The organism is Halomonas sp. Y3, assembly GCF_024137965.1.
Classification (GTDB): Bacteria; Pseudomonadota; Gammaproteobacteria; order Pseudomonadales; family Halomonadaceae; genus Halomonas; species Halomonas mongoliensis.
This window is the reverse complement of sequence record NZ_CP099975.1, coordinates 274,857-294,219: the sequence shown is the minus strand read 5'-3', so window position 1 is coordinate 294,219 and position 19,363 is coordinate 274,857. Positions and strand designations below refer to the sequence as shown.

Genomic DNA, 19,363 nt, shown 5'->3' with positions numbered 1-19,363 from the left:
CTCCACGAGGCCTGGAGCCCTGGCCGGCTCGTTTATGGCTCTTTGCACGCCATGTTACGCCAGCCGCGACGGATGGGTAAGGGGAACTGAGAGTCGGGGTGCTACACCAGCTTGAAGGGCTCGATGTCGCGGAAGATGCCGGTCTTGGTCGTGTCGCGGCGCAGGGTAAAGGCCTCCATGGCCGCTACCGGATCAACCTGGTCCAGTCTGTCGAAGTGGATCCTGCTCCACTGCTCGCGAGTAACCTTCACGCTGAACAGGTACTGGTCGCGCTCACCGCCGGTGGCCTGGTCGGTGATCTGGCGATAGCCGGAGATTCTCGCCTCCTGCACGGCGGGCAGGCGTGCGAACACCGCGCCCAGCACGCGAAAGGCGATGCCGTGGACGTGATCTCGATAGAGCTCACGCTGCCGGGTGTCGCTGAGCCGGCGGGGCGTGAGCCTGATCTGCTTGGCGGGCATGGTCCAGTAGCGGTCGGGCATCTCGTCCTCACAGGGGAGGTCGATATCCACGGCAATGGTGCTAACGTCGCTGCCGAGGTCGAAGTCGATGGCGGTTTCACGGGGCCAGTTGATCTCCTCCAGACGTTCACGCAGCGTCTGCTCCATGGCGTCCGGGTCGTGAAGCACGCCTTCTCCCTCACGAAGGTGGCGTGCGAACTCCGCTTCGTCGTGCGTCGCCTTGCGCCACTCCCAGTCACGATAGGCCTCATCAAAGGCCGCTTGCCGGCGCAGGTTCTCCTCCTCGACGCGCCGCCTGGCGGGGGGCCACAGCCGCTGCCACACGGCGGGCTGACGCAGCGCCGGTGGCGCCGGCGGCGCCTCGGCGAAGTCTCGGGTGACGTAGCCGGTGATATCCGGGTGGGGCGTCTCCTCGTGGAGCCGCCCCAGGCGATCCAAGTCGGCGTTGAGGCGCTCGCAGTGCTGAGCCAGCTGCTCGCGCAGAGAGTCTCCGGCATGACGCCGCAGCACCCGGGCCTCGTCGTCGCTCATCGGCGTGCCGTCACCGTGGGCATAGTGGATGCCGCCATCACCGTCGATATCCAGCCGGATGGGCAGCGACTCGCCCTGAGCCAGCAGCGCCTCCAGGCTCCCCGCGGGGCTTGCGCGGCCGGCGCCGCTGCTTCCCCGCCCAGCCGAACGGCTCCGGGCGTTGAGCTTCTGGCGATAGGCGAGCCCGGTGCCGGGAATGCCCGCGTGGCCGTGCACGCCCCTTGGCCCCACGCTGAGGCTCGCGCCCCGCGGGCCCACCGAAAGCCCGAGGCCCCGCTTGCTCAGATTGAGGCGGATACCCGGCGCGAGGGTGATACGGCGCTGGAAGCGAAATCCCACGGCGACCTCCTTGTCGGTAGATGCAGACAGCGCTTCATTCTGCACAGGTGCGCCGACGTAGGGGAAGCGCATAGTGCAAAAACAGCAGAATCAGTGAGTTAGGTAGGAGGCTTTCTGCAAAAGCTGCGGTTTCTTTCTGCAGCGCCGCTTCAAGCAAGCGGCGCCACGACAGGGTGAGAAACGACCAGCGCCGGCAGCAACCCTTTGCCTTTGCCCTTTCCCTTTGTCGTCCGCACTCTCCCCGGCCTTTAGGGGCAAGCCCCTTCCCCTTGAGCCCCCTTCCCTTCCGGCTTTTTTGCCTTTCAGCCTTTGCCGCTCCGCTCCTGCTAAGGCTCTTGGCAACGAGCGAAGGCGGCAATGATCAGCAGCGAAATTCATACGCAAATTGCGTATACTTTTTGGTGTCGTTACGAGGACATGACCATGGACCGCAACATCTTTGACGAGCTCGTCGAGGGCTTCGACGCTTTGGCGGAGGAGCGCCAAGGCAAGCGCACGCTGCGCTCGCATCCTGTCGCTCTGGATGAGGTCCCTGACGTCACTGCCGATGAGCTCATCGCGCTGCGCGAGAAGCTGCATATGTCGCGACCGGTGTTTGCCATGTACCTGCGCACCAACCCCAGGACGCTGGAGAACTGGGAACAGGGCCGCGCCAAGCCCAACGCCCAAGCCAAGACCCTCATCCGGCTGGTCCAGAAGTACCCCGAGACCATCGAGCACCTCGCATCCCTCGGCTAAGCCCACTGGAGCTTCCCTCGCGCTACGTCTATGCTAAAAGGCTGATGTACCCAGGGAGGGACGCCCATGGCGCTGAAATCACTTCTCACCCGAGCCGCCAGCGCTGGCCGCCAGGCAGCGCGGAAGGCTCTCGACGGTGGACAGCAGGAAGGCTGGTCTGACGGCTGGCACACCCGGGCGAGCACGACAGAGTCGCTGCGCGTGCTGCGCGACTCCGCCGCTGGCATGGCCAAGTCCACTGCCCAAACGGCCACCACCCAGGAGGGGTGGCGGCGTATCGCCCGGGGAGCCGGCAAGGTAGCCGGAGGAGCGGCCGTAGTAGCAGGCGGTGTGGCTCAGGGGCTATCGGCCAGCATAGATGACAAAGCAGCCCAAGAAGCCTCAGCTAGCCTCAACGATGACGGCTATGGCACCGTCTACGATCAGGATGGCGAGTGGATGTACTGAGCCGAGCCAGCTGAGCTGGCTCGCTCTCATCACTTGAGCCTCCCTCCAGAACCCGAAGACTGTATCTGCCCGCCGCCTTTCTCTCCCGACTGTCGTGATGGATTACCGCCATCGCCGATGCCCTTGGCCACAGCAGCACCAGACTTCAGGCCAGCCCATCCCAGCACGGCCACCCAGATCGTCGGCAGCACCAGGAACATCATTCCCTCCACGAACTGCAGCACCATGCGGTCGTAGAGGTTGTTAGCGGCGGAGAGCCAGCTCAGCTTGGCGGCGTCGCTGCGGTAGAGCAGATCCACCAGGTTGGCGTTGATCCAGCGGGCGAGCTCCCACCAGAAGGTCAGGAACCACATGGCGAAGAGCCCGAAGGTGGCCATGCCGGCGACCTTGAAGCTGTAGCTGGAGATGACCATCACGAACGGCAGGCAGATGATGATGGCCATCACCAGGATGCCCTGCACCATGGGCAGCGCCTGCTTGAGCATATCCATGCCGGCCTGGAAGGGCAGGATCGACAGGGTGCCGCCCACCATGGCACCGGCGGTGACGGTAGCATCCCAGAAGCCTCCGCCGTCCAACCCACGAAAGCCCACCACCGCCTGATCCAGGTTGCCGCTGGCAGCACCCGAGCGGGGGCTGACCAGGCGACGGATCACGTAGTCCTCGGCGTCGCTGCTGGTGAAGATGCTGCGGAAGTCGTCCCAGAACCTGGGGCTGACCTCTTCGTGCAGCCGGGCCCGCAGTCCAACGCTCTCGGCGGACCACCACTCCCGACAGGAGGGGTAGCCCGGCATTCCCGGGCCGGTATTGGGCCGGGAGACGTCCCGATCGGCATCGTAGGGGAAGCCGGCGATGGGCCGCCCGGCGTAGAAGCTGTCGTAGTAGCCGGGCGTGGCCTGGAAGTAGTTCGAGCCGATCCAGTCCACATCCATGGCGCGGGTGGACTCGATGGTCCCGCCCTCCTGCAGCAGCCGGTTGCGCGCCGGCCCGAAGCACTGGCGCTGGAACTCGCCGACCTCCTGTTGCAGCCCCGGATCTTCGACGCTGTGTAGGTCCAGCTCCATGCGGACGGATTCAAAGTCCGTCGAGCAGGGAATAGCGTGGATTGCTGCGGCGGTGAGCCCGTGGGACACCGCATGCACCCCCGCCCACCACAGCGGAATCCTGGCCTGCTGGCCACCGATCGAGCTCTCGGTCGCGCCGAACGCCCCCTCGGACCAGCCGCCAGCGGCAAACTGGCGGGTTCCACACTCCAGCGAGCGGCTCTCGTCGATATCGGCGGTAGCCAGCTGGACCTGGAGCAGCGGCAGGCAAGTGAAGGCGTAGGCCAGGATCATGGCGTAGAGCCGGGTCTCGATACGGTTGACCGTGAGGATGCCCTTGGTCCCCGCCTCGTCGCCCTCCTGCCGGGCCTTGAACCACTCGGAGAGCACCAGTGTGATGAACGGCACCGCGGCGATGCCGGTGCCGACCATGACGTTCCAGATTGCGTTGTTGATGATCCAACCCAATAGCGTCATGGCGTTGGCGAAGTAGTCGAACACCACCAGCGGCGCGGTCAGCAGGCCTCCCATCAGGCACCTCCCAGCTGGTTGATCAGGTTGGTGGCTTCCAACAGGACCAGGATGCCCAGTGCCATCAGCTCGAGCCGGCGGAGCTTGGCGAGCGCCTGTTGGCCATCGTCGCGGTCCCGGCGTAGCCGCGCCACCGCCCGGGGGCGCACCTTACGCCACCAGACCAGGGCCAGCGCGGCGTAGAGGCTCAGCCGGCAGGCCAGCAGCCACGGCCAGGCGGCCTGCCAGGCGCTATGGTGGGCCTCGAGCCCGCCCAGCAGCCGCACGCTGACGGCGAGAATGGCGCCGCTCAGCAGGAACATGACGACCAGCACCGCCATGGCGACCAGCAGCGACGGCCAGCGGGTCGGATTTATCCAGGAGAAAGCACGTCGCGTCATCAGTCGCCGCCCTCCTCGCCGGCTGGACGGCCGCGGCCGTCCAGGGCGGCATCCGGCCGGAAGGTCTCGCCCTGAGAGGCGCCCTGGCTGCGCCGTGAAGCGCGCTCCAGGGCAATGCCGGCAGCGCTGTTGCCCAGCGCCTGGCGGATCTCCATCTCGGAGCGCAGCGACTCGATATCCCGATCCAGAGCCACCAGCTTGCGATCCAGCGCCGACATGCCCTGCTCGTTGTCGGCGATGCCCGGGTCACTGCTGCCGGCCAGCAGCAGCCGGCGCGCCCACAGCGCCTTGGTCAGTGTCCTGGCCAGGGCCATCTCACCGCTCAGGCGGTGGATCAGCAGCGAGGCTTCGGGGTCGCTGCGCAGCGCCTCGATCACTCCTCTGGAGACGGTCAGGCCGTCGCCGGCGGAGACCTGGCGCAGGTTCTCCGGGGTCAGCGGCTCGCTGCCGTCGACCAGCCCCTGCAGCAGCCCGTAGACCTCCTGCTGCTCACGCTCCAGCTCGCGGACCAGGCCACTGCCGGCCTGGGTCTCGCTGCGCTCGCAGCCGTCGCAGGTGCGAATCGACTGCTCACCGATCACCGTCTGGGTCCACTCGGCGGCCTCCTCCGGGCTCTGCCAGACCGTGCACATGCCGCCCAGGCAGCTCCCTGCCCCGCTGCCTGACCCTGCGCCGCCACCGCTCCCACCGGAAGCACCGGCCAGCCCGCCGCCGCCAATCCAGGTGCCCTCGTTGGTGGCTACCGATCCCCAGCCGCCACCGCCACCGGCAATGGGGGCCGTGCTGGTGGTGTCGTCACGGCCGTGCAGCAGGTTGTAGCCGGCGCGAGCGGTGTCCTGCACCACGCGAATCGGTGCCTGATCCTGGCCGCCGCGGCGCTGGCCTCCCACCCAGGTCACGCCCTGGTTGCCGCCCGACTGGTCGACCTGCTCCTGAGCCGCGACGACGTCGGCGTTGGACTGGGCCGCGCTCTGCCAGCTCTCGGCCGCGGCCATCTGCTGCCACCCCTGCCCGGTGACCATGTCGGCCATGCGCTCGGACATCTGGCGGCAGGACATCGACGCCCGGTCGAAGTCGACACGCCCCTGCAGCACGCCGTTGCTTAGCAGGTCATAGAGCCCCGGGTTGGCCCGCTGGATGACCATGGCGGGCAGCGAGGCCACGGCACCCTGGGCGTTCTGAACCACCGTCCCCATCAGGTTCTGGAAGCCGTCGGTGACGCCGTTGAGCTGGTTGGAGACCGTGGCGCCAATATCAAAGTTGCCGCATGTGGCATTCATGTTCCAGCTGATGCCGATACCGCGAACGTTGGGGTTGTAGCCCCGTCCGGCGGAGACGCTGAAAGGCGAGGCGCCGCCGATCTGGTAGTAAAGGGCATCGGCGGATTGCGCCTGAGCCTGGGCAGCATGGGTAGACAGCAGCCCCACCACCAGGGCGCCGGCCAGCGGCGCAAGGGCGAAGCGTCGCATACGAATTCCTTTCATCGGCTTCTCTCCTTCAGGGGACTGCATACAGCAGGGTCTGGCCGCGACGCTTGCAGCAACGATAGGGGCGCCACAACGACCAGGCGTAGTCACCGCCGGTATCCAGGCGGTCACCGTAAGTGTCGGTGACGCCACGGTCCGGCCACACCCGACAGGATTTGCTCATGCCGGGCGTGAGGCGCTGCCAGCGGTGGGTCGAGGCATCGCCCTCCTTGACCGGCCCGGGCGGCCAGTAGCCGTCGCGGCTGGCGGCCACCAGCGGCGTGTAGACGTGGGGCTGCCCCGTGCGGGTGACGACATCGGCAGAGCGCTGGGCGGTGGTCGCCGCGGTCTTGTAGTCGTGTACCTGAGTCAGGAAGCCGCTGCGCGGGTAGATGTTGCCCCACAGGTCGCCGGGCTGGCCCAGCTCACGCATGCCGGGCGTGAGTGCCTCGGGGTAGAGCGACTCGGGAATGCCGCTGCGCCACGCCAGGGCGTCCAGGGTCGAGAGGTGGTAGGGCTGGAAGGGCGTCGCTGCCCCGGCGCAGGTCATGCCGAAGGCGCTGGCGAAGCTGCTGAAGGCCTCGCCGGCCGGGTGGCCGATGGCATCCACATTCTTGAAGCGCAGGTGCTCGTGCTGAGCCCGGCTGACATCGGACGTGCTCTGCCCTCCGGCCAGCGCCTCGCCCAGCGGCGGCGACAGCGCCGCCACCTCCCACCAGGGGTTATCACCGGTGTTCTCGTAGCTGGAGACCACCAGCTCGGGAATATAGTGGCGCACCTGCACCGAAGTGCGGATCGAGCAGCCCGACCAGGAGCAGTTGAGCCAGACACAGATACCGATGACCTGGTAGTCCAGGCACTGGGTGGAGAGCGACGAGGCAACGATCTGCGGCGTGGTCAGCGCCTGGGCCGGCTTCTGAACCACGCCCAGGCTCAGCAGCGCCCCGCCCAGCACGGCCCCTGCCGTCTTGAAGGGCTTCATCGGCGGCCCTCCTGCCCCATTAGCCGCTCGGCTTCTCTCAGCGCCTCGGCTACGTCCGGCTGGCCGTAGATCACCTGGCGGCCATCGATCACCACGGCGGGGACTTTCTCCACGCCCAGCTGCCAGGCCCTGGCCAGCCCGAGATAGCTATCGGCATAGCGGTCAGCAGTTTCCTGCCACGCGGGCGTGGTCATGCGCTCGCGCATCAAGGCTGCAGCAACGTCAGGATCCGCGGGCAACTGCTGAGACAGCAGGGCATCCAGTCGTCCAGGCACATCGAGTTCGATGACCGCTACGCCCGAGGGCACGTTGACGACCGGCTCACCAGCGGTGGTAAAGACTTCGATGGCTGGCTCAGCGAGTACGGGGCCTACCAGGCAGGCAGATAGGCCAAAGGCGGCCAGCCAGCGGCGCGGGTGGTGTCTCTCCATGCTTGCCACTCCAGTAGAACAAGGAACTGGCACAGCATTACGAAGTCAGCTTTGAGCTGCATCAGGAAATGTTAACTCGGCCGCGGGGTGTTTTCTTAAGCAGCACCCATCAATATCTCAGCGCACCCACTACCCTGCTGGCAACCGTCACTGCCACGGTTAATTGAAGAGATCCATTGATTCAAATCACGGAAGCCACCATACTTGCCTCCAACACTCACCCAATGCGAGGAGACGCATGTCCATTCTCAACACCTATATCCAGAAGGAACAGCAGCTCAAGCAGCTCCAGGAAGAGCTCGACAAGCTGAAGAACGACGACCGCCTCAAGGCCGAGTTGGAGTTCAAGGACAAGCTTGAGGCGCTGATGCGTGAGTTCGACAAGTCAGCCGCTGACGTCATCAAACTGCTGGACCCAAAGCCGGCCACCGCCAAGGCCGCCAGCACCACGAGCACCGGCCGCGCCAAGCGCAAGCTGAAGATCTACAAGAACCCCAACACCGGCGAGGTCATCGAGACCCGCGGCGGCAATCAGAAGACGCTGAAGGCGTGGAAGGAGGAGTATGGTGCCGAGACCGTAGAAAGCTGGCTCGTCAGGACTGAGGACTAATACTCTCGTAGCCGGCCTGACAGTAGTTGGCAGGCCGGCTGCTTTCGGCCAGAAGCTGTCTTTAAGCCAGTTCTAATATAACGCTATACCCAGGTGCTTTTTACGAAGTATAGAGCTTTACGGAAATATAAGTTCGAATCGAATAATAACCACTTTTCAATTATTATAGTTCGTTTTTAGCGAACTTCTTCCAAGCTTCATTCTCCACTAAAGTAGACCTGTAGATCTTTAGCTTGCTGCATCCTCGAATGGCTCGAAGGGCCGACTTGACCTGGTTTGCGACCTCCTTAGGGAGCCAAGGGCTTAGCATGATTCGACTGATTGTATCGAGACTAACTGGAACCTTGAGTGTGATCGTCTCGTGATTGGTGCGAGCGACGAAAAGCCGATACTCCATTTCGTCGCCGAATGCGTGTCGCTTAATAAATGGCAGCTCCTCGATTTCTGGCGGCTTCGAACGCATATCATCCAACGTTCTGTATATGACTGGTCCTGCTCGTAAGCCTTCCACTCGCTTCACGCGATCCAAAAACATTCCTTTATGAAACTCAATGCAAACACCACTGGCTCCATGTGAAAAAACCCTCCAGTGATGATAGGTTTCGTTAGTTTCGGTTAGGCACAGTGAATAGATTGACCTTAGCCCGGTAGCTGCCCCATATTGCTGCAAGTAATATGAGTCATTACGATCATCCCAAGACTTCGGATTGAGAAGTGTGATCTTTTTTGTTTCAAGAAAATCGATCAGAAACGGTAGCTCCGTGTACCGGCGAAGGAACCGCCCCTTGGCACTGTCTTTCATAACGCATAACGCCTTAAATTGAAAGTAAAATCGCGGTGAGCAGAAGAAATAGGGGCACGTCCCCGATTACCCCTCTAAAGCTATCCCATGACTTAAACGGCATATTTTTCTTGATTAGGAGTTCTCGACACATAATGCGGAGCGTACTGGTGACCTGTACAGAGCGAAGCCGTGTAAAGAACATCCGTGTGACGTGAATTATTAACAATACTGCGATGCAACCTGAAATTCCAGATACTTGACGGCACCATGATCTACAAACTGCGGCTGGACCTCAAAGACAAGCATCTTGTTACGAGAAAGCACTTCTATTTTACAGTTGGAAATTTTTGACCCGCTCGCCTTTACGTGAGATACGAAACCATCCACTATCCTTTCATCATCAATGGTGATAGATACGAGATCTTCCTCGTGTAAGTAGCTTTCATCTTGCCGCTGATTTTCGTCCACGGGCTTAAGAATGAACCTCAACACTGCAGCACCATCGTCTACAGCTGACTCAAATTTCTCAGCGCCGATGCTGTGACCGGTATTCTCATGCTGAAAATAGACGCTAGACTTACCTTTCCGAAGGCTTCGCAACATACGAGAATCCTTTAATTTGGTTAACGAACAGCGTAACCGGAGCCCAACGGAGCGTACCACAGTTGGGCGTCCAAGCTCACACTATTGTTAGCGGCCACGATACTTTGATTCATAGGACCTCCCAAACCCGCGCGACAAATCGCATATTATTGGCCGCCGATCGCGAATCATCTTCTAGTTTAGTTTCCAAGCATTCGGGGATAGAAAAATTTGAATAAGCTTCCAACCACTTCTTCTTTTGCTTATCAATTAGCTTTTGATGATCCCGATTATCTGAAAGGCTAAAGCTTTTTTTTCGCCGACTACCGACAATCAGCGGAGAATGTGACCCCTGCCGAAACAGCTTCGCCCGAAACAATTTATCAACATCTTCCCTATTTCCTGCGACAAGAAAGTAGGTTCCACATTCGTGATCGACTGAATCCTTTAGTGCTTTTAGGCGAACAAGATCCCAGAGGATGTTTTCTGCAGAACAATGAGAGCTACCAGCCCACTTCGCTTCTGCTGCAAGCACAACCCGATTCTTAGCTAGATCCTCGACGACGTAGTCAATCTCCGGTTTTCGTCCCCGCTTCACCGAAGAGAGCACCGGATGCGCGAAGTTATTCCTAGCCCTATAGGCCGTCTGGTCGAAGAAAGACGCGAGAATCTCCGAAATACTGTGACAAAGATACGCCTCACCCATTATAGACCCGCGAAAACAGAGGAAGTCGTAGTTCATTTTCGCGGCAACAGCCTCGGCAATTCGCCTTTGTACTGAGATTTGGTTTTTTGGAATCATTATGTCTGCGCTACCCATTTGCGACTGCTGCCGCACCAGTCGCTAACGCCCCACTCACCGGAATTTTGAGAGCTAAGCGAGTAAAATTTCCGAGTGCAGTGACTTGTTAGGCTAATTCCTGTATGCCATATTTGCGCTCTCTTTTCTCAAAAGCATAGCTACCACCCTCTAAAATGTTGCATATATCAGCCCTTATTCCTGTATTCGTTTTAACATTACCATCTTCAACAGAGCCAGCCATGTAATGAATATTCTCCCCTTGATTTACAGCAACAATCACTTGCTCTGCATCTGTATTAACCACCAAATTAGCATTGTGAGTTACAATTATTACTTGACGGTACTTTTTTATTTTCCTAAAAAGAGGCACAAGCTGCGACATTATGAAATCATTATCTAAATCATCTTCTGGCTGGTCAAACACAAAAGGACTACCAAATGGATCTGTCGCTAACTTCAAACAGACGTAGAATGTACCTCGCTGACCAACTGACAGTTTATTGACCGCTTTCCCCTTGTACTGAAAATCAGCATTAGTATAAAGATAATTTTTAATATTTGCAGGTGAAAAGAGGTAGTTTAATAACTCGAACCGCCCACCCTTATTGAAAAACTCAGACTTCCAAAAGAAATCCTCTATGTTAATTGGCTCGCCATCATAATTAATTATTTTCTCACCAGCCAAGAGATTAAAGAAATCTTCCTCTGAACTTACGCAAAATGTTTCTTGTAATCTTTCAAGAGTCGACCTTTCACTTGTACCCCTGAATTTACCTCTATTTACGCATTCTTCGATACCTTGATAAAAACGATCTACATTAAAAATTATACGCCCATTAATATGTATATCAGAAAGCATGCTTTGGACAAGTTCATTCTGCTCATCATTCCAGCCCGTCTGCTTAGCTTTAAGGTTTTTAAAGGCTTGATCTATATTCTCTTTTTGGATATCCAAATACTGCTTGTATAACAAGGCCAGCTCACCACGCTTTTTGACATACTCATGGTAGTCAGAGGTCTTTTTATTTATTTCTTCTAACTTCGCTGACGCCTGGTCTATAGATTTTTGATACTCAGTCACTTTATTAAGCAAAGATGATATGTCTTGATTGATACCTTGCTGCCGAAACTGGCCAGCAATATCACCATTACTATCTTTTAATTTTTCAATCTCGACATTACAAGATTCTATGTTTTTATCAATTGGATCTTTTAGCACAGACTCATCAATTAAAGCTGATTTCTCTAGAGAGAAAATATTTTCGTTTAACTTTGTGACGCTTTGATTGATCTCTTTCACGTAACGATTTATGAGCGCTAACGAACCTCTTGCCTCATGAATGTAGTTACTTTTCTCGTTAATACTTTTGGAGTTATTCTGATACTGCTCAATTAGCAACTTGTTCTGCGGATTAGTAAGTGTACCGATTAGCTGGGTGTTGCTTTCAATAACATCTTGCTGATATTGCTGCGTATTAATACGCTGCCCTTGAGGATCAACATCTTCCCAGTATTCAACAAATGCTCGATACTTGCTCAAATTTCTTGATATTTCCGAGCTACTAACAGAGTCAAAATCAACCCCATAAATTCCAAGCATTCTCTTTATTTCGTCACTCAGATCATCAGGAATCTGGCTAAAATGTTGAACATCGCCTTGAGATACATGTAAATATGAATAAGTATTAGATGAAGAATTAAACTTTAATACTGTTCCATCCCCTTGATCCAGTTCAACACAAAGCCCTTCACCGCTCACTTTACGAGCGTTAGAGCGCTCAGCTTTATGATTAAATCTTGAATGCATTGCGTCTAAAAAAAGGCTCTTGCCAGTTCCTCTCCCGCCAATTATCGTGACTAGGCTTGGGTTTAGTGGAATCGTTTGACTAAAGAAAGTAATCTCCTCTCCTGAAAATACCTTTCCGCCTAATTCAACAGATTTAAACCATGGCTTTATGTATTGCTTTTCCACAAAATCATCTGTTTGTTGCACTCTAAGATCTGGCTCAATAATAGATTGCCTCAACCCCTCGAAAGTCGGCTTAGCCTTAACCCAAGAGTATATTGATCCGACCGTTTCTATATCATGAGAGTCGGAAGCATAGAAAACGGGTTTTTGTTTCGCAAAGGAATATCTATCTTCATTTAAGAAAAAGTCTCGGTCCTGAGGTCTACCAAGTATTATTTGGCACCTTTTCTCTATTTCTAAAGCAACAGCGTATGAGCGCCCCTCTGTCATATCAGGCCTAAATCCGCCATAGCCATTGGGACAAGCAGCAATTAGAAAGTCCACTCCAAATTTTAGATTTTTGTTCAGATGCTCAATCAAAGAATCAAATTTCACTACTATTTCAGACAACTTAGCTTTAGAATCAGCAACAGATTGTTGAGAGCAATATATACTCTTCCTGTCAGCAGTAGTATTAGAGAATGGTAGTGTCGACAGAATATCATTTATCTTCTGGGTACTAAGCTCCTCCGAGAAGATACAATGTATATTGATCCACTCGCCGTCTTTGTTTTGCTGATCGATACGGAATTCAAGATTCCCTAAAACTGTTATTTCGGCGCCCTTTTCTCTTATTTTTTCCCTGACTTCATCCAGCTCACCATCTTTAAAAAAGAAATAATTTGTGACGCCAATCAAACTTATCTCTGATGAGATTAACTTATCCACATAATTATCAATAGTGGTGTTGCCAAACTCATTTGCTTGATGAGTATAGGGAGAATGAATATGCAAATCCCATTTATTCCAAATTGATCCAATCATTATATTTCCTTAAAATCAAGATGATACTGACCAAGCCCTCATGACCTAACGCCGCCATCAGGCGCGCGAGGTACGAGCGTCGCCTGTATGGCTTTGTTCAGCGTGGTTGCCGATTTCATCTGCTAGCCGAGATAGAAGCGCTTTTGGTAGACAATGCCCAAGCCCGTCAATCTCTACCAATCGGCCATTTGGCAGCAAATCGGCAATATGCTTGCCATGGGGTGGCGGGTTGAGCGGATCCTCAGAACCCTGAATCACCAGAGTCGGCACATACACATCTTTTAACTCCTTGCCCCGCGACAGCGACACCGGGGTGGCTATGGCATGATTTCCGGGCTGCGCCCAAGTTCCAGCGTGCTCTATGCAACGCTGTTCGCGCTGTCGGAAATCTGACTCATCAAACTCGAACTTGTTTCCTGACAGCAGCCTCCATTCATTTACACGTCGATCAAGCTCTTCTTCTTTAGTTCTGGATGGCGTGGCACGCTGTGAAAGTGCTTCTAGCACTTCCTTTTTGGGTAGAGGTAAGCCATCGAGAGAACTCTCACCTGAAAATGCACGGTTCATATTTCCAACAAAGTCTACGTCCAATGCAGCTCCACACATGAGCGTGAGACTATAAAGTCGCTCAGGATGATCAAGCGCCAGAACTTGGCCCAAAGTCGCACCTATCGACAGGCCGACAACATGGGCTTTATCCACTTGCCACGCATCAAGGACGGATATCGCATCTGCTGCCAAATTCTCAACAGTATAAGGAGCCTCATCAAATTCCATGAAGGTGGAGCGCCCGGTATCCCGATGATCATATCGAATCACGCGATAACCCCTCGAAATTAGCAGCTCGACAAACTCACCCGGCCACATCAGAGCCGATGCGTTGGCACCAGAAACCAAAAGGATCGTGTCTGCTTGATTCGAGCCAGCTGACTCACTCCAAAGTGATCTGTCGTTGATGTTGACAAATTTCTCTGGCATTCAAACCTCCTTCCACACTTCCGCTCGTGACTGCTGAACAGGTATTAAACCGCACGCTTGATATTCCACTTGAACGCGCACGCGCGTTCAATAATGTTATGCTGCGCGCTCGCTCACCTCTTACCCTATTGAAAAAACTATGGATTAAGCATAACTCGGCAGCATAATACCAATCACCATGCATGCTGCATATCCCCAATGAACGTGCCTGCTGCCTTTGACGGCATGTCTGCTTTGGGTCGACAGCAGCCTTTGAAAAACATCTAATCAACCCTAGTTGTTCAGATAATGGTTTGTCCAGAACAGATGGCTCTTCTATGGCCTCAGACTGCTCAGAGCCTCGTTAAGCGCCCTCAGTGCTTGATTATTTTTCTTTTCCCCCATCTTACTGATATTGGCAAGCTTCCACATCACAGCGGGCAGCTGGCCAACACCCTGAACAGGGAATAACGACCAATCAGGCATACCTTGCTTGAACGAAAGTAGAAAGCGAGCATCATCGTCGGTAATCAGCTGGGCCAGCCGTTCCAGCAGCCTAGGGCGCACTTCCTCCAGCTGCGGCAGCGGGATGTTGGTTATGGCCATGCCGACAAACTCCTTGCGGTAGATGGGCTCGAGCGGCTTCATCCTTGGGTTGATGACTTCGTTTATTGGCCTGGGGTGGCCGAGCAGGTAGACCAGAAAGCCCTCGAAGACACTGCGATCCAGGCCGCCTTGGTCCAGCAACAGCTTCACATCGAAGAGATCGCGAGGATGCTGACGATCCAGCGCGGCACAGAGCTTGCCGCCGTAGAGGTCCGGCAGCGACACAACCTGCACCGAGGCAAAGCCGTACTCGTCTTCCACGGCCTCGACCACGTCAAGCAACTGGGGCGGATGCACGGTGCCGCGCAGCACCGGTGAGACTTCGACCTTCACCTGGCTCCGGCCTCGGCGCACCAGGATTCTCAGCTCATCGCGGCGGTTATCCTGGAGCTCGGCCTTTACCCCGGGCAGTTGGGTGCCGATGGCCTGTGCCAGCCGCTGCAGCGCTTTGCGGCAGCGGTGCAGGGCCTCGTCACGCGGCTCCAGCGGCAGGTAGGCGAGGTCGATATCGACGGACAACCGCGGGAAGGGCTGGACGAAAAGGTTGATGGCCGTGCCGCCCTTGAGGGCAAAGCAGGGCTCGTCATTCAGAAAGGGCAACAGCGCGACCAACAGGCGCACCTGTTCGTGATAGCGGGCCTCAATGCTCATCCGTGAACGCCTCCGGGACCGTGACCTGATATTCCTTGTCCAACCGCCCTCCCTTGCAGAGCTGCCGCTTGCCCTTCCCCAGGTCGAGGCTGTGGGTTTCAAGTCGATGGTACCAGGCGTGGCCGGCATGACGAGCCAGCACCAGGAAAGCGCGCTTGGTCTTCACCGAGCGGCACCCTGCCAGCAGCGCCTGCAGCCGGCGCGGGCGCAGCGTATTGAGCCCGGTGAAGGTGTCCACCAGCTCGCTGCTGAACAGCAGGTCGTTGGGCGTAATGGCGATCCACTCGAGGATAGCGCGCTCCGGCGTCGAGATCCGCAGGGCAAACCCCACCCCGGGCGGGTTGTAGTCCATGAGGCTGCCGGAAAGATCCTCCGGCAGCCCCTTGTCCTGATGCAGATCGATCGCCCCGGCCCAGTCGGCTGAGCTCAGCCACAGCGGCAGCTGCAAGCGGCGCCCCGCCCCATACAAGTGAGTGGTGTCGTGCCCCATGGGCAGGTAGTGGGCAAAGCCCTGCAGAGCCAGGGCTGTCTGGCCGCCCGGCCAGAACGGCGGTGCAGCGGGGTCGCTCAGTGCCTGCAGCGCAAAGACCCCGCTCTCCCAGGTCAGCGGGTCGCCTGCCCGGCAGTAAGCGCCGCGCCCAAGGCGCCTCAACCAGCCGGCCTCTGTGAGCTTGGCAGCATGGTTGGCGCTGATGCCGTGGGTCTCCAGCCACGCCGTGGTGACCACGGCGCCATGGGGGATCTGCTGCCACAGCCGGTTTACTTTCGTCGCCATAGATTGCCCAATCAGCTAACTGTGATGCTCATCATAAACCAAAGCAGTTTAATTTGAGCATCAGAATTGGAATATTAGGCCAACCTCAGCGAATTTTCTAAACCCGTGCCTACGTCGCGGACCCCATACCCCGGGCCTCGTCCAACCGCTGGGTGATGTGCAGCACCGCCTCAAGCTCCGAGCAGCACTGCTCGCGCATCACCCGCATGCGCTCGGCCTTCTCCTCGCCTTCCGTGCCGGCCAGGGCCAGGTAGAGGCTGGGGGGCACCACCCGGAACAGCGCTTCCAGACGACCTGACAGCACCACCCCCTCGGTGTATTTCTTGGAGACCTTGGTGGCGGAGGCCATCAGCTTGCGCTGGGTGGCGGTGAGCTCCTTGAAGCGGCTTACCTGCTCGATCTCGTCCGGCGGCATGTAGAGGCACAGCCAGAACTCGATCATGTTGAGCAGCTTGCGCGCCGCGTCCGGGAAGTCCTCGAGGTTCTGGGTGGCCATCCAGATCCAGTGGGAGAGCTTACGGCCCATCTTGCCCACCTTGACCAGGTAGGGGCTGAGCAACGGGTTGACGGTGAGCAGGTGGCACTCGTCGATGACCTGGACGATGGGCCGCCCGCTGTACTGATCGCGCTCGGCCAGGTTGGTGATCATGTTGGTCACGCTGATCACCGCCAGGGCGAGCTGGGCTTCGTACCCCTCCCGGGCGAAGTGGGCCAGGTCGATGATGGTCACGTCGCACTCGGGCCAGGCAGTGCCAGGGCGGTTGAACACCTCGCCGTCGAAGCCGTCGCAGAACAGCCCCATGGCCTCGCCCATATCATAGGCGCGGCGCTGCCGTTCCTCGGGGATCCCCGTGTCGCGTGAGATCGCATAGAGCGCCTCACGCACGTCCTGGGTCATGCAGTCGCGGCCCTCTGCCCGGCAGCGCTCCGCCGCCCGGTAGATGGCGTCGCGCACCATGCGCCGGTCGGCGCGGCGAAACTCCCGCTCCTCCTTGGGATCGCCGCCGGTGATCATCAGCCGGGCGGTGATCTCCATCTCCCCCAGCAGGTCGCGCTCCTCGTCGGGCTGCTCCTCTTCCTCCTCCAGGGGCGCCTCCTCGAAGGGGTTGGCGTCCTCGGCGTCTCGAGCCAGGCGCCGCTCCTCCACCTCGTTCTCCAGCAGCCGCGTGGCCGCCGCGAACGGCGGCAGCCGGGCCCCGCAGCCCGGCGACAGCTTGACCTGGTTGACGCTCATCCCCTTGCGCTCGAAATACTGGCACAGCAGCCCGAAGCTGTTGCCCACCTCGATGATGAAGAGCCGTGGGCGGTGCATGGCCATGACCTGGCTCAGCACGCCGTTCAGGGTGGCCGACTTGCCGGCCCCGGTGGGGCCGAACACCAGCATATGGGCATTGGCCGAGCGGTCCTCGAGGTTCAGCGGGTCGAAGCTGAAGGTCTCGCCGCCGCGGTTGAAGAAGGTCACGCCGGGGTGGCCGGTCCCGCGGCCGCGCCCGAACACCGGCGCCAGATTGGCCAGGTGGTGGACGTAATTGAACTGGGTGTACCAGCGGTTCTTGCGATCCTGCTCCGGGTCAAAGTTCATCGGCAGCCAGCGCAGGTAGGTGTTCAGGCCGGCGACTTCGTCCTCCGGGTCGACCGGCGAGAGGTTGACCTGCAGCAGCTGAGTCGCCAGCTCCATGCTGCGCTGCTGAAGGTCCCGCTCGTCCTCGCCCATCAGGGTGAAGGCAAGAGTGCTCTGGTAGAGCTTGTGGTTCTGACCCAGGTAGCGGCGGGCGGTGTCGCAGTCTTCGCGCACCTGGCGAGCCAGCACGCTGTCACCCACCGCCTTGCTGTGCAGGCGGTTGATATGGTCCTCCAGAGGCTCCTGGGGCGTCGCCACGATGGTCAGCACCGCCTCGGTGCCCTCGGGCAGCTTGTCCATCAGGGCGTTGCTCGCCTGGCCGTCGGAGCGGCGCACCTCGCCGGTGAGATGGCCCACCACCGGGGCCCGGCGCATCTCCTCCACCACCACGCAGCACTGGGGCAGCCCATCGAACCACCAGAGCCCCGTCTCCACATCGCCCCGGGGCGAGTTGAAGAGCATTCCCTCGGCCAGGTCGTAGTTCCAGGCCACGTCACCGGCGTCCTCGGGGTAGTCGCAGAGGGCGTAGAAGCGTGCCGGGTCATCGGGGGCCAGCCGCGGCCGCGGGTTGAAGCGCGGCAGCAGCCAGCGGTGAAAAGCGCGCCCGTCGTAGCGCTCCAGACGCAGTCCCACGCCGTGCAGCGCGGCGGCCAGCCGTTCGTAGACCTGATTGGCGGCCTGCTCGGGGGAGAGCCCCCGCTGACGCTCTCCCGCCTGGCGCTTCTTGCCGAGCCAGCGGTAGAGCACCAGGCGCGTGCGGCGGGTCTGGCCCCGCCAGCGGGTCTGGGTCACCCCGTCATCCTGGAACAGCCCGCCCGGCTTGGAGATCGCCTTGAGGTGGGCGCCCATGCTCGCCAGCCAGTCCTGGGTGAACTCGGTCTCCCGGGCCCGGGGTCGCACATAGTCGCGCATGCGCTCCAGGTCGGGGCGGGCGTCGACCTCATCCTTGACGAAGAGCTGCACCACCCAGGGGTGCTGCTCATACTCCGGCAGGCTGTCCTGAAAGGCGGCCTCGATCTGGTCGCGAATCGCCTCCAGAGACTCCGGGGCGCGGCCCTCGGTGGCGATGGGGAAGACCTCGGCCACCACCCCCACTGAGACGCCATCTTCCAGCAGAAAGCAGCTCGACTCGGGCAGGTACTCCACCCAGGGCAGGTAGTTGCTGAACGAGGGCGCCCGGCGAAAGTGCGCGCGCAGCTCAGCCACCGAGGGCGCCTTGCCCCGGGGTAGGGCCAGCGGCCGGCCGTGAACGTCGCTGCTGAGCGCGGCCAGCGCTTCGGGCTCGGCCGCTGACGTATCGTCCCGTTCGGCCTTATCCCGGTATGAAAGCACGGCTTCCTGCGTCTGGCCCGGATTGCTGTCGCCGGCCGGGGCGCTGCCAAACAGCCGGTTCATCAGGTCGTCGAACTTTGACATCAGCGCGCCCTCCCCTCGTCACCCCGGCTCTCCAGCGTTGCGCTCGGGCGAGCGCTCTCGCCGGGCATGGCGTACTGGGCGCGCTGGTAGAGGGGAAACACCGTGGAGTAGCCGGGTACCGGCACCTGCTCGGACCCGGCCAGGTGGGGGAAGACGTACATCACCAGATCCGGGTTGGGCAGGCGACGAAACTGGCTATAGATCTCGTTGCTGGCGTCGCGGCTGTAGCGCAGCTGCTCGCTGACCAGCTCCGGGCTCTCCAGAGGGCGGCGCAGCTCGCTGCGCACGTCCAGCAGGCGGCGTTCGCCGGTGCTGTGGCCGGCCTGGTTCTGCCAGATCTCCATCATGGTGGTATCGCCCACCGGCATCAGCTCTTCCTGGGAGGTGGCGCAGCCCGTCACCAGCAGGATGGTCATCAGCGCCGCCAGCGGCCTGGC

At 58.9% G+C, this 19,363-nt stretch carries 18 protein-coding genes; 3 read left to right on the top strand and 15 right to left on the bottom strand.

Going from position 1 to position 19,363, the window contains the following annotated elements:
- Positions 1-101: 101 nt before the first annotated feature.
- Entirely contained in the window at positions 102-1,331 is a 1,230-nt protein-coding gene (locus tag NHL60_RS01490) for a DUF4236 domain-containing protein (protein ID WP_253448035.1), read from the bottom strand.
- 423 nt (positions 1,332-1,754) lie between these two features.
- Here NHL60_RS01490 and NHL60_RS01485 point away from each other — a divergent pair, with 423 nt between their 5' ends.
- Entirely contained in the window at positions 1,755-2,069 is a 315-nt protein-coding gene (locus NHL60_RS01485; RefSeq protein ID WP_133483950.1) for a DNA-binding transcriptional regulator, read from the top strand.
- Between the two features lie 66 nt (positions 2,070-2,135).
- On the top strand, positions 2,136-2,516 hold the full coding sequence (locus tag NHL60_RS01480; protein WP_133483949.1) for a hypothetical protein: 381 nt from the start codon (positions 2,136-2,138) through the stop codon (positions 2,514-2,516).
- A gap of 29 nt (positions 2,517-2,545) precedes the next feature.
- On the opposite strand, the gene NHL60_RS01475 is transcribed toward NHL60_RS01480, so the two are convergent.
- Genes NHL60_RS01475 through NHL60_RS01455 form a run of 5 tightly spaced genes read right to left on the bottom strand, consistent with a single transcriptional unit; the run spans position 2,546 to position 7,349 of the window.
- Positions 2,546-4,090: a conjugal transfer protein TraG N-terminal domain-containing protein gene (locus tag NHL60_RS01475; RefSeq protein ID WP_253448032.1), complete on the bottom strand. Its 1,545-nt coding sequence runs from the start codon at positions 4,088-4,090 to the stop codon at positions 2,546-2,548.
- Positions 4,090-4,470, bottom strand: coding sequence for a hypothetical protein (locus tag NHL60_RS01470; RefSeq protein WP_253448029.1), 381 nt, complete (start codon positions 4,468-4,470; stop codon positions 4,090-4,092). Before NHL60_RS01470 ends, NHL60_RS01475 begins: the two co-directional genes overlap by 1 nt.
- A complete protein-coding gene (locus NHL60_RS01465) occupies positions 4,470-5,954 on the bottom strand; it encodes an integrating conjugative element protein (protein ID WP_253448026.1) in 1,485 nt (494 codons plus the stop codon). The genes NHL60_RS01470 and NHL60_RS01465 overlap by 1 nt, the downstream gene beginning before the upstream one ends.
- A gap of 13 nt (positions 5,955-5,967) precedes the next feature.
- Positions 5,968-6,918, bottom strand: coding sequence for a TIGR03756 family integrating conjugative element protein (locus NHL60_RS01460; protein WP_253448023.1), 951 nt, complete (start codon positions 6,916-6,918; stop codon positions 5,968-5,970).
- Positions 6,915-7,349 (bottom strand): TIGR03757 family integrating conjugative element protein, encoded by a 435-nt coding sequence (locus NHL60_RS01455; protein WP_253448020.1) that lies wholly within the window; start codon positions 7,347-7,349, stop codon positions 6,915-6,917. Before NHL60_RS01455 ends, NHL60_RS01460 begins: the two co-directional genes overlap by 4 nt.
- A gap of 238 nt (positions 7,350-7,587) precedes the next feature.
- Here NHL60_RS01455 and NHL60_RS01450 point away from each other — a divergent pair, with 238 nt between their 5' ends.
- Positions 7,588-7,959 (top strand): histone-like nucleoid-structuring protein, MvaT/MvaU family, encoded by a 372-nt coding sequence (locus NHL60_RS01450; protein WP_253448017.1) that lies wholly within the window; start codon positions 7,588-7,590, stop codon positions 7,957-7,959.
- Between the two features lie 163 nt (positions 7,960-8,122).
- Here the strand turns inward: NHL60_RS01450 and NHL60_RS01445 are convergent, their stop codons facing one another.
- The 9 genes from NHL60_RS01445 to NHL60_RS01405 all read right to left on the bottom strand — a co-directional run bounded on the left by NHL60_RS01445 (position 8,123) and on the right by NHL60_RS01405 (position 19,342).
- Entirely contained in the window at positions 8,123-8,761 is a 639-nt protein-coding gene (locus tag NHL60_RS01445) for a hypothetical protein (protein WP_253448014.1), read from the bottom strand.
- Positions 8,762-8,962: 201 nt separating this feature from the next.
- Entirely contained in the window at positions 8,963-9,346 is a 384-nt protein-coding gene (locus NHL60_RS01440) for a hypothetical protein (protein WP_253448011.1), read from the bottom strand.
- Between the two features lie 109 nt (positions 9,347-9,455).
- Entirely contained in the window at positions 9,456-10,145 is a 690-nt protein-coding gene (locus tag NHL60_RS01435) for a hypothetical protein (RefSeq protein ID WP_253448009.1), read from the bottom strand.
- Positions 10,146-10,233: 88 nt separating this feature from the next.
- The gene (locus tag NHL60_RS01430) at positions 10,234-12,900 is read right to left on the bottom strand and encodes a TrlF family AAA-like ATPase (RefSeq protein WP_253448006.1); all 2,667 of its coding nucleotides are present in this window, start codon (positions 12,898-12,900) and stop codon (positions 10,234-10,236) included.
- A gap of 57 nt (positions 12,901-12,957) precedes the next feature.
- Positions 12,958-13,878 carry an alpha/beta fold hydrolase gene (locus NHL60_RS01425; RefSeq protein ID WP_253448003.1) on the bottom strand — a complete coding sequence of 307 codons (921 nt, stop codon included), beginning with the start codon at positions 13,876-13,878 and terminating at the stop codon, positions 12,958-12,960.
- A 315-nt stretch (positions 13,879-14,193) separates the two neighbouring features.
- The gene (locus NHL60_RS01420) at positions 14,194-15,114 is read right to left on the bottom strand and encodes a nucleotidyl transferase AbiEii/AbiGii toxin family protein (RefSeq protein ID WP_253448000.1); all 921 of its coding nucleotides are present in this window, start codon (positions 15,112-15,114) and stop codon (positions 14,194-14,196) included.
- The gene (locus NHL60_RS01415) at positions 15,104-15,889 is read right to left on the bottom strand and encodes a type IV toxin-antitoxin system AbiEi family antitoxin domain-containing protein (RefSeq protein ID WP_253447997.1); all 786 of its coding nucleotides are present in this window, start codon (positions 15,887-15,889) and stop codon (positions 15,104-15,106) included. Before NHL60_RS01415 ends, NHL60_RS01420 begins: the two co-directional genes overlap by 11 nt.
- A gap of 109 nt (positions 15,890-15,998) precedes the next feature.
- Entirely contained in the window at positions 15,999-18,926 is a 2,928-nt protein-coding gene (locus tag NHL60_RS01410) for a conjugative transfer ATPase (RefSeq protein WP_253447994.1), read from the bottom strand.
- Positions 18,926-19,342: a TIGR03751 family conjugal transfer lipoprotein gene (locus tag NHL60_RS01405; RefSeq protein ID WP_253447990.1), complete on the bottom strand. Its 417-nt coding sequence runs from the start codon at positions 19,340-19,342 to the stop codon at positions 18,926-18,928. The genes NHL60_RS01410 and NHL60_RS01405 overlap by 1 nt, the downstream gene beginning before the upstream one ends.
- Between the last annotated feature and the right edge of the window lie 21 nt (positions 19,343-19,363).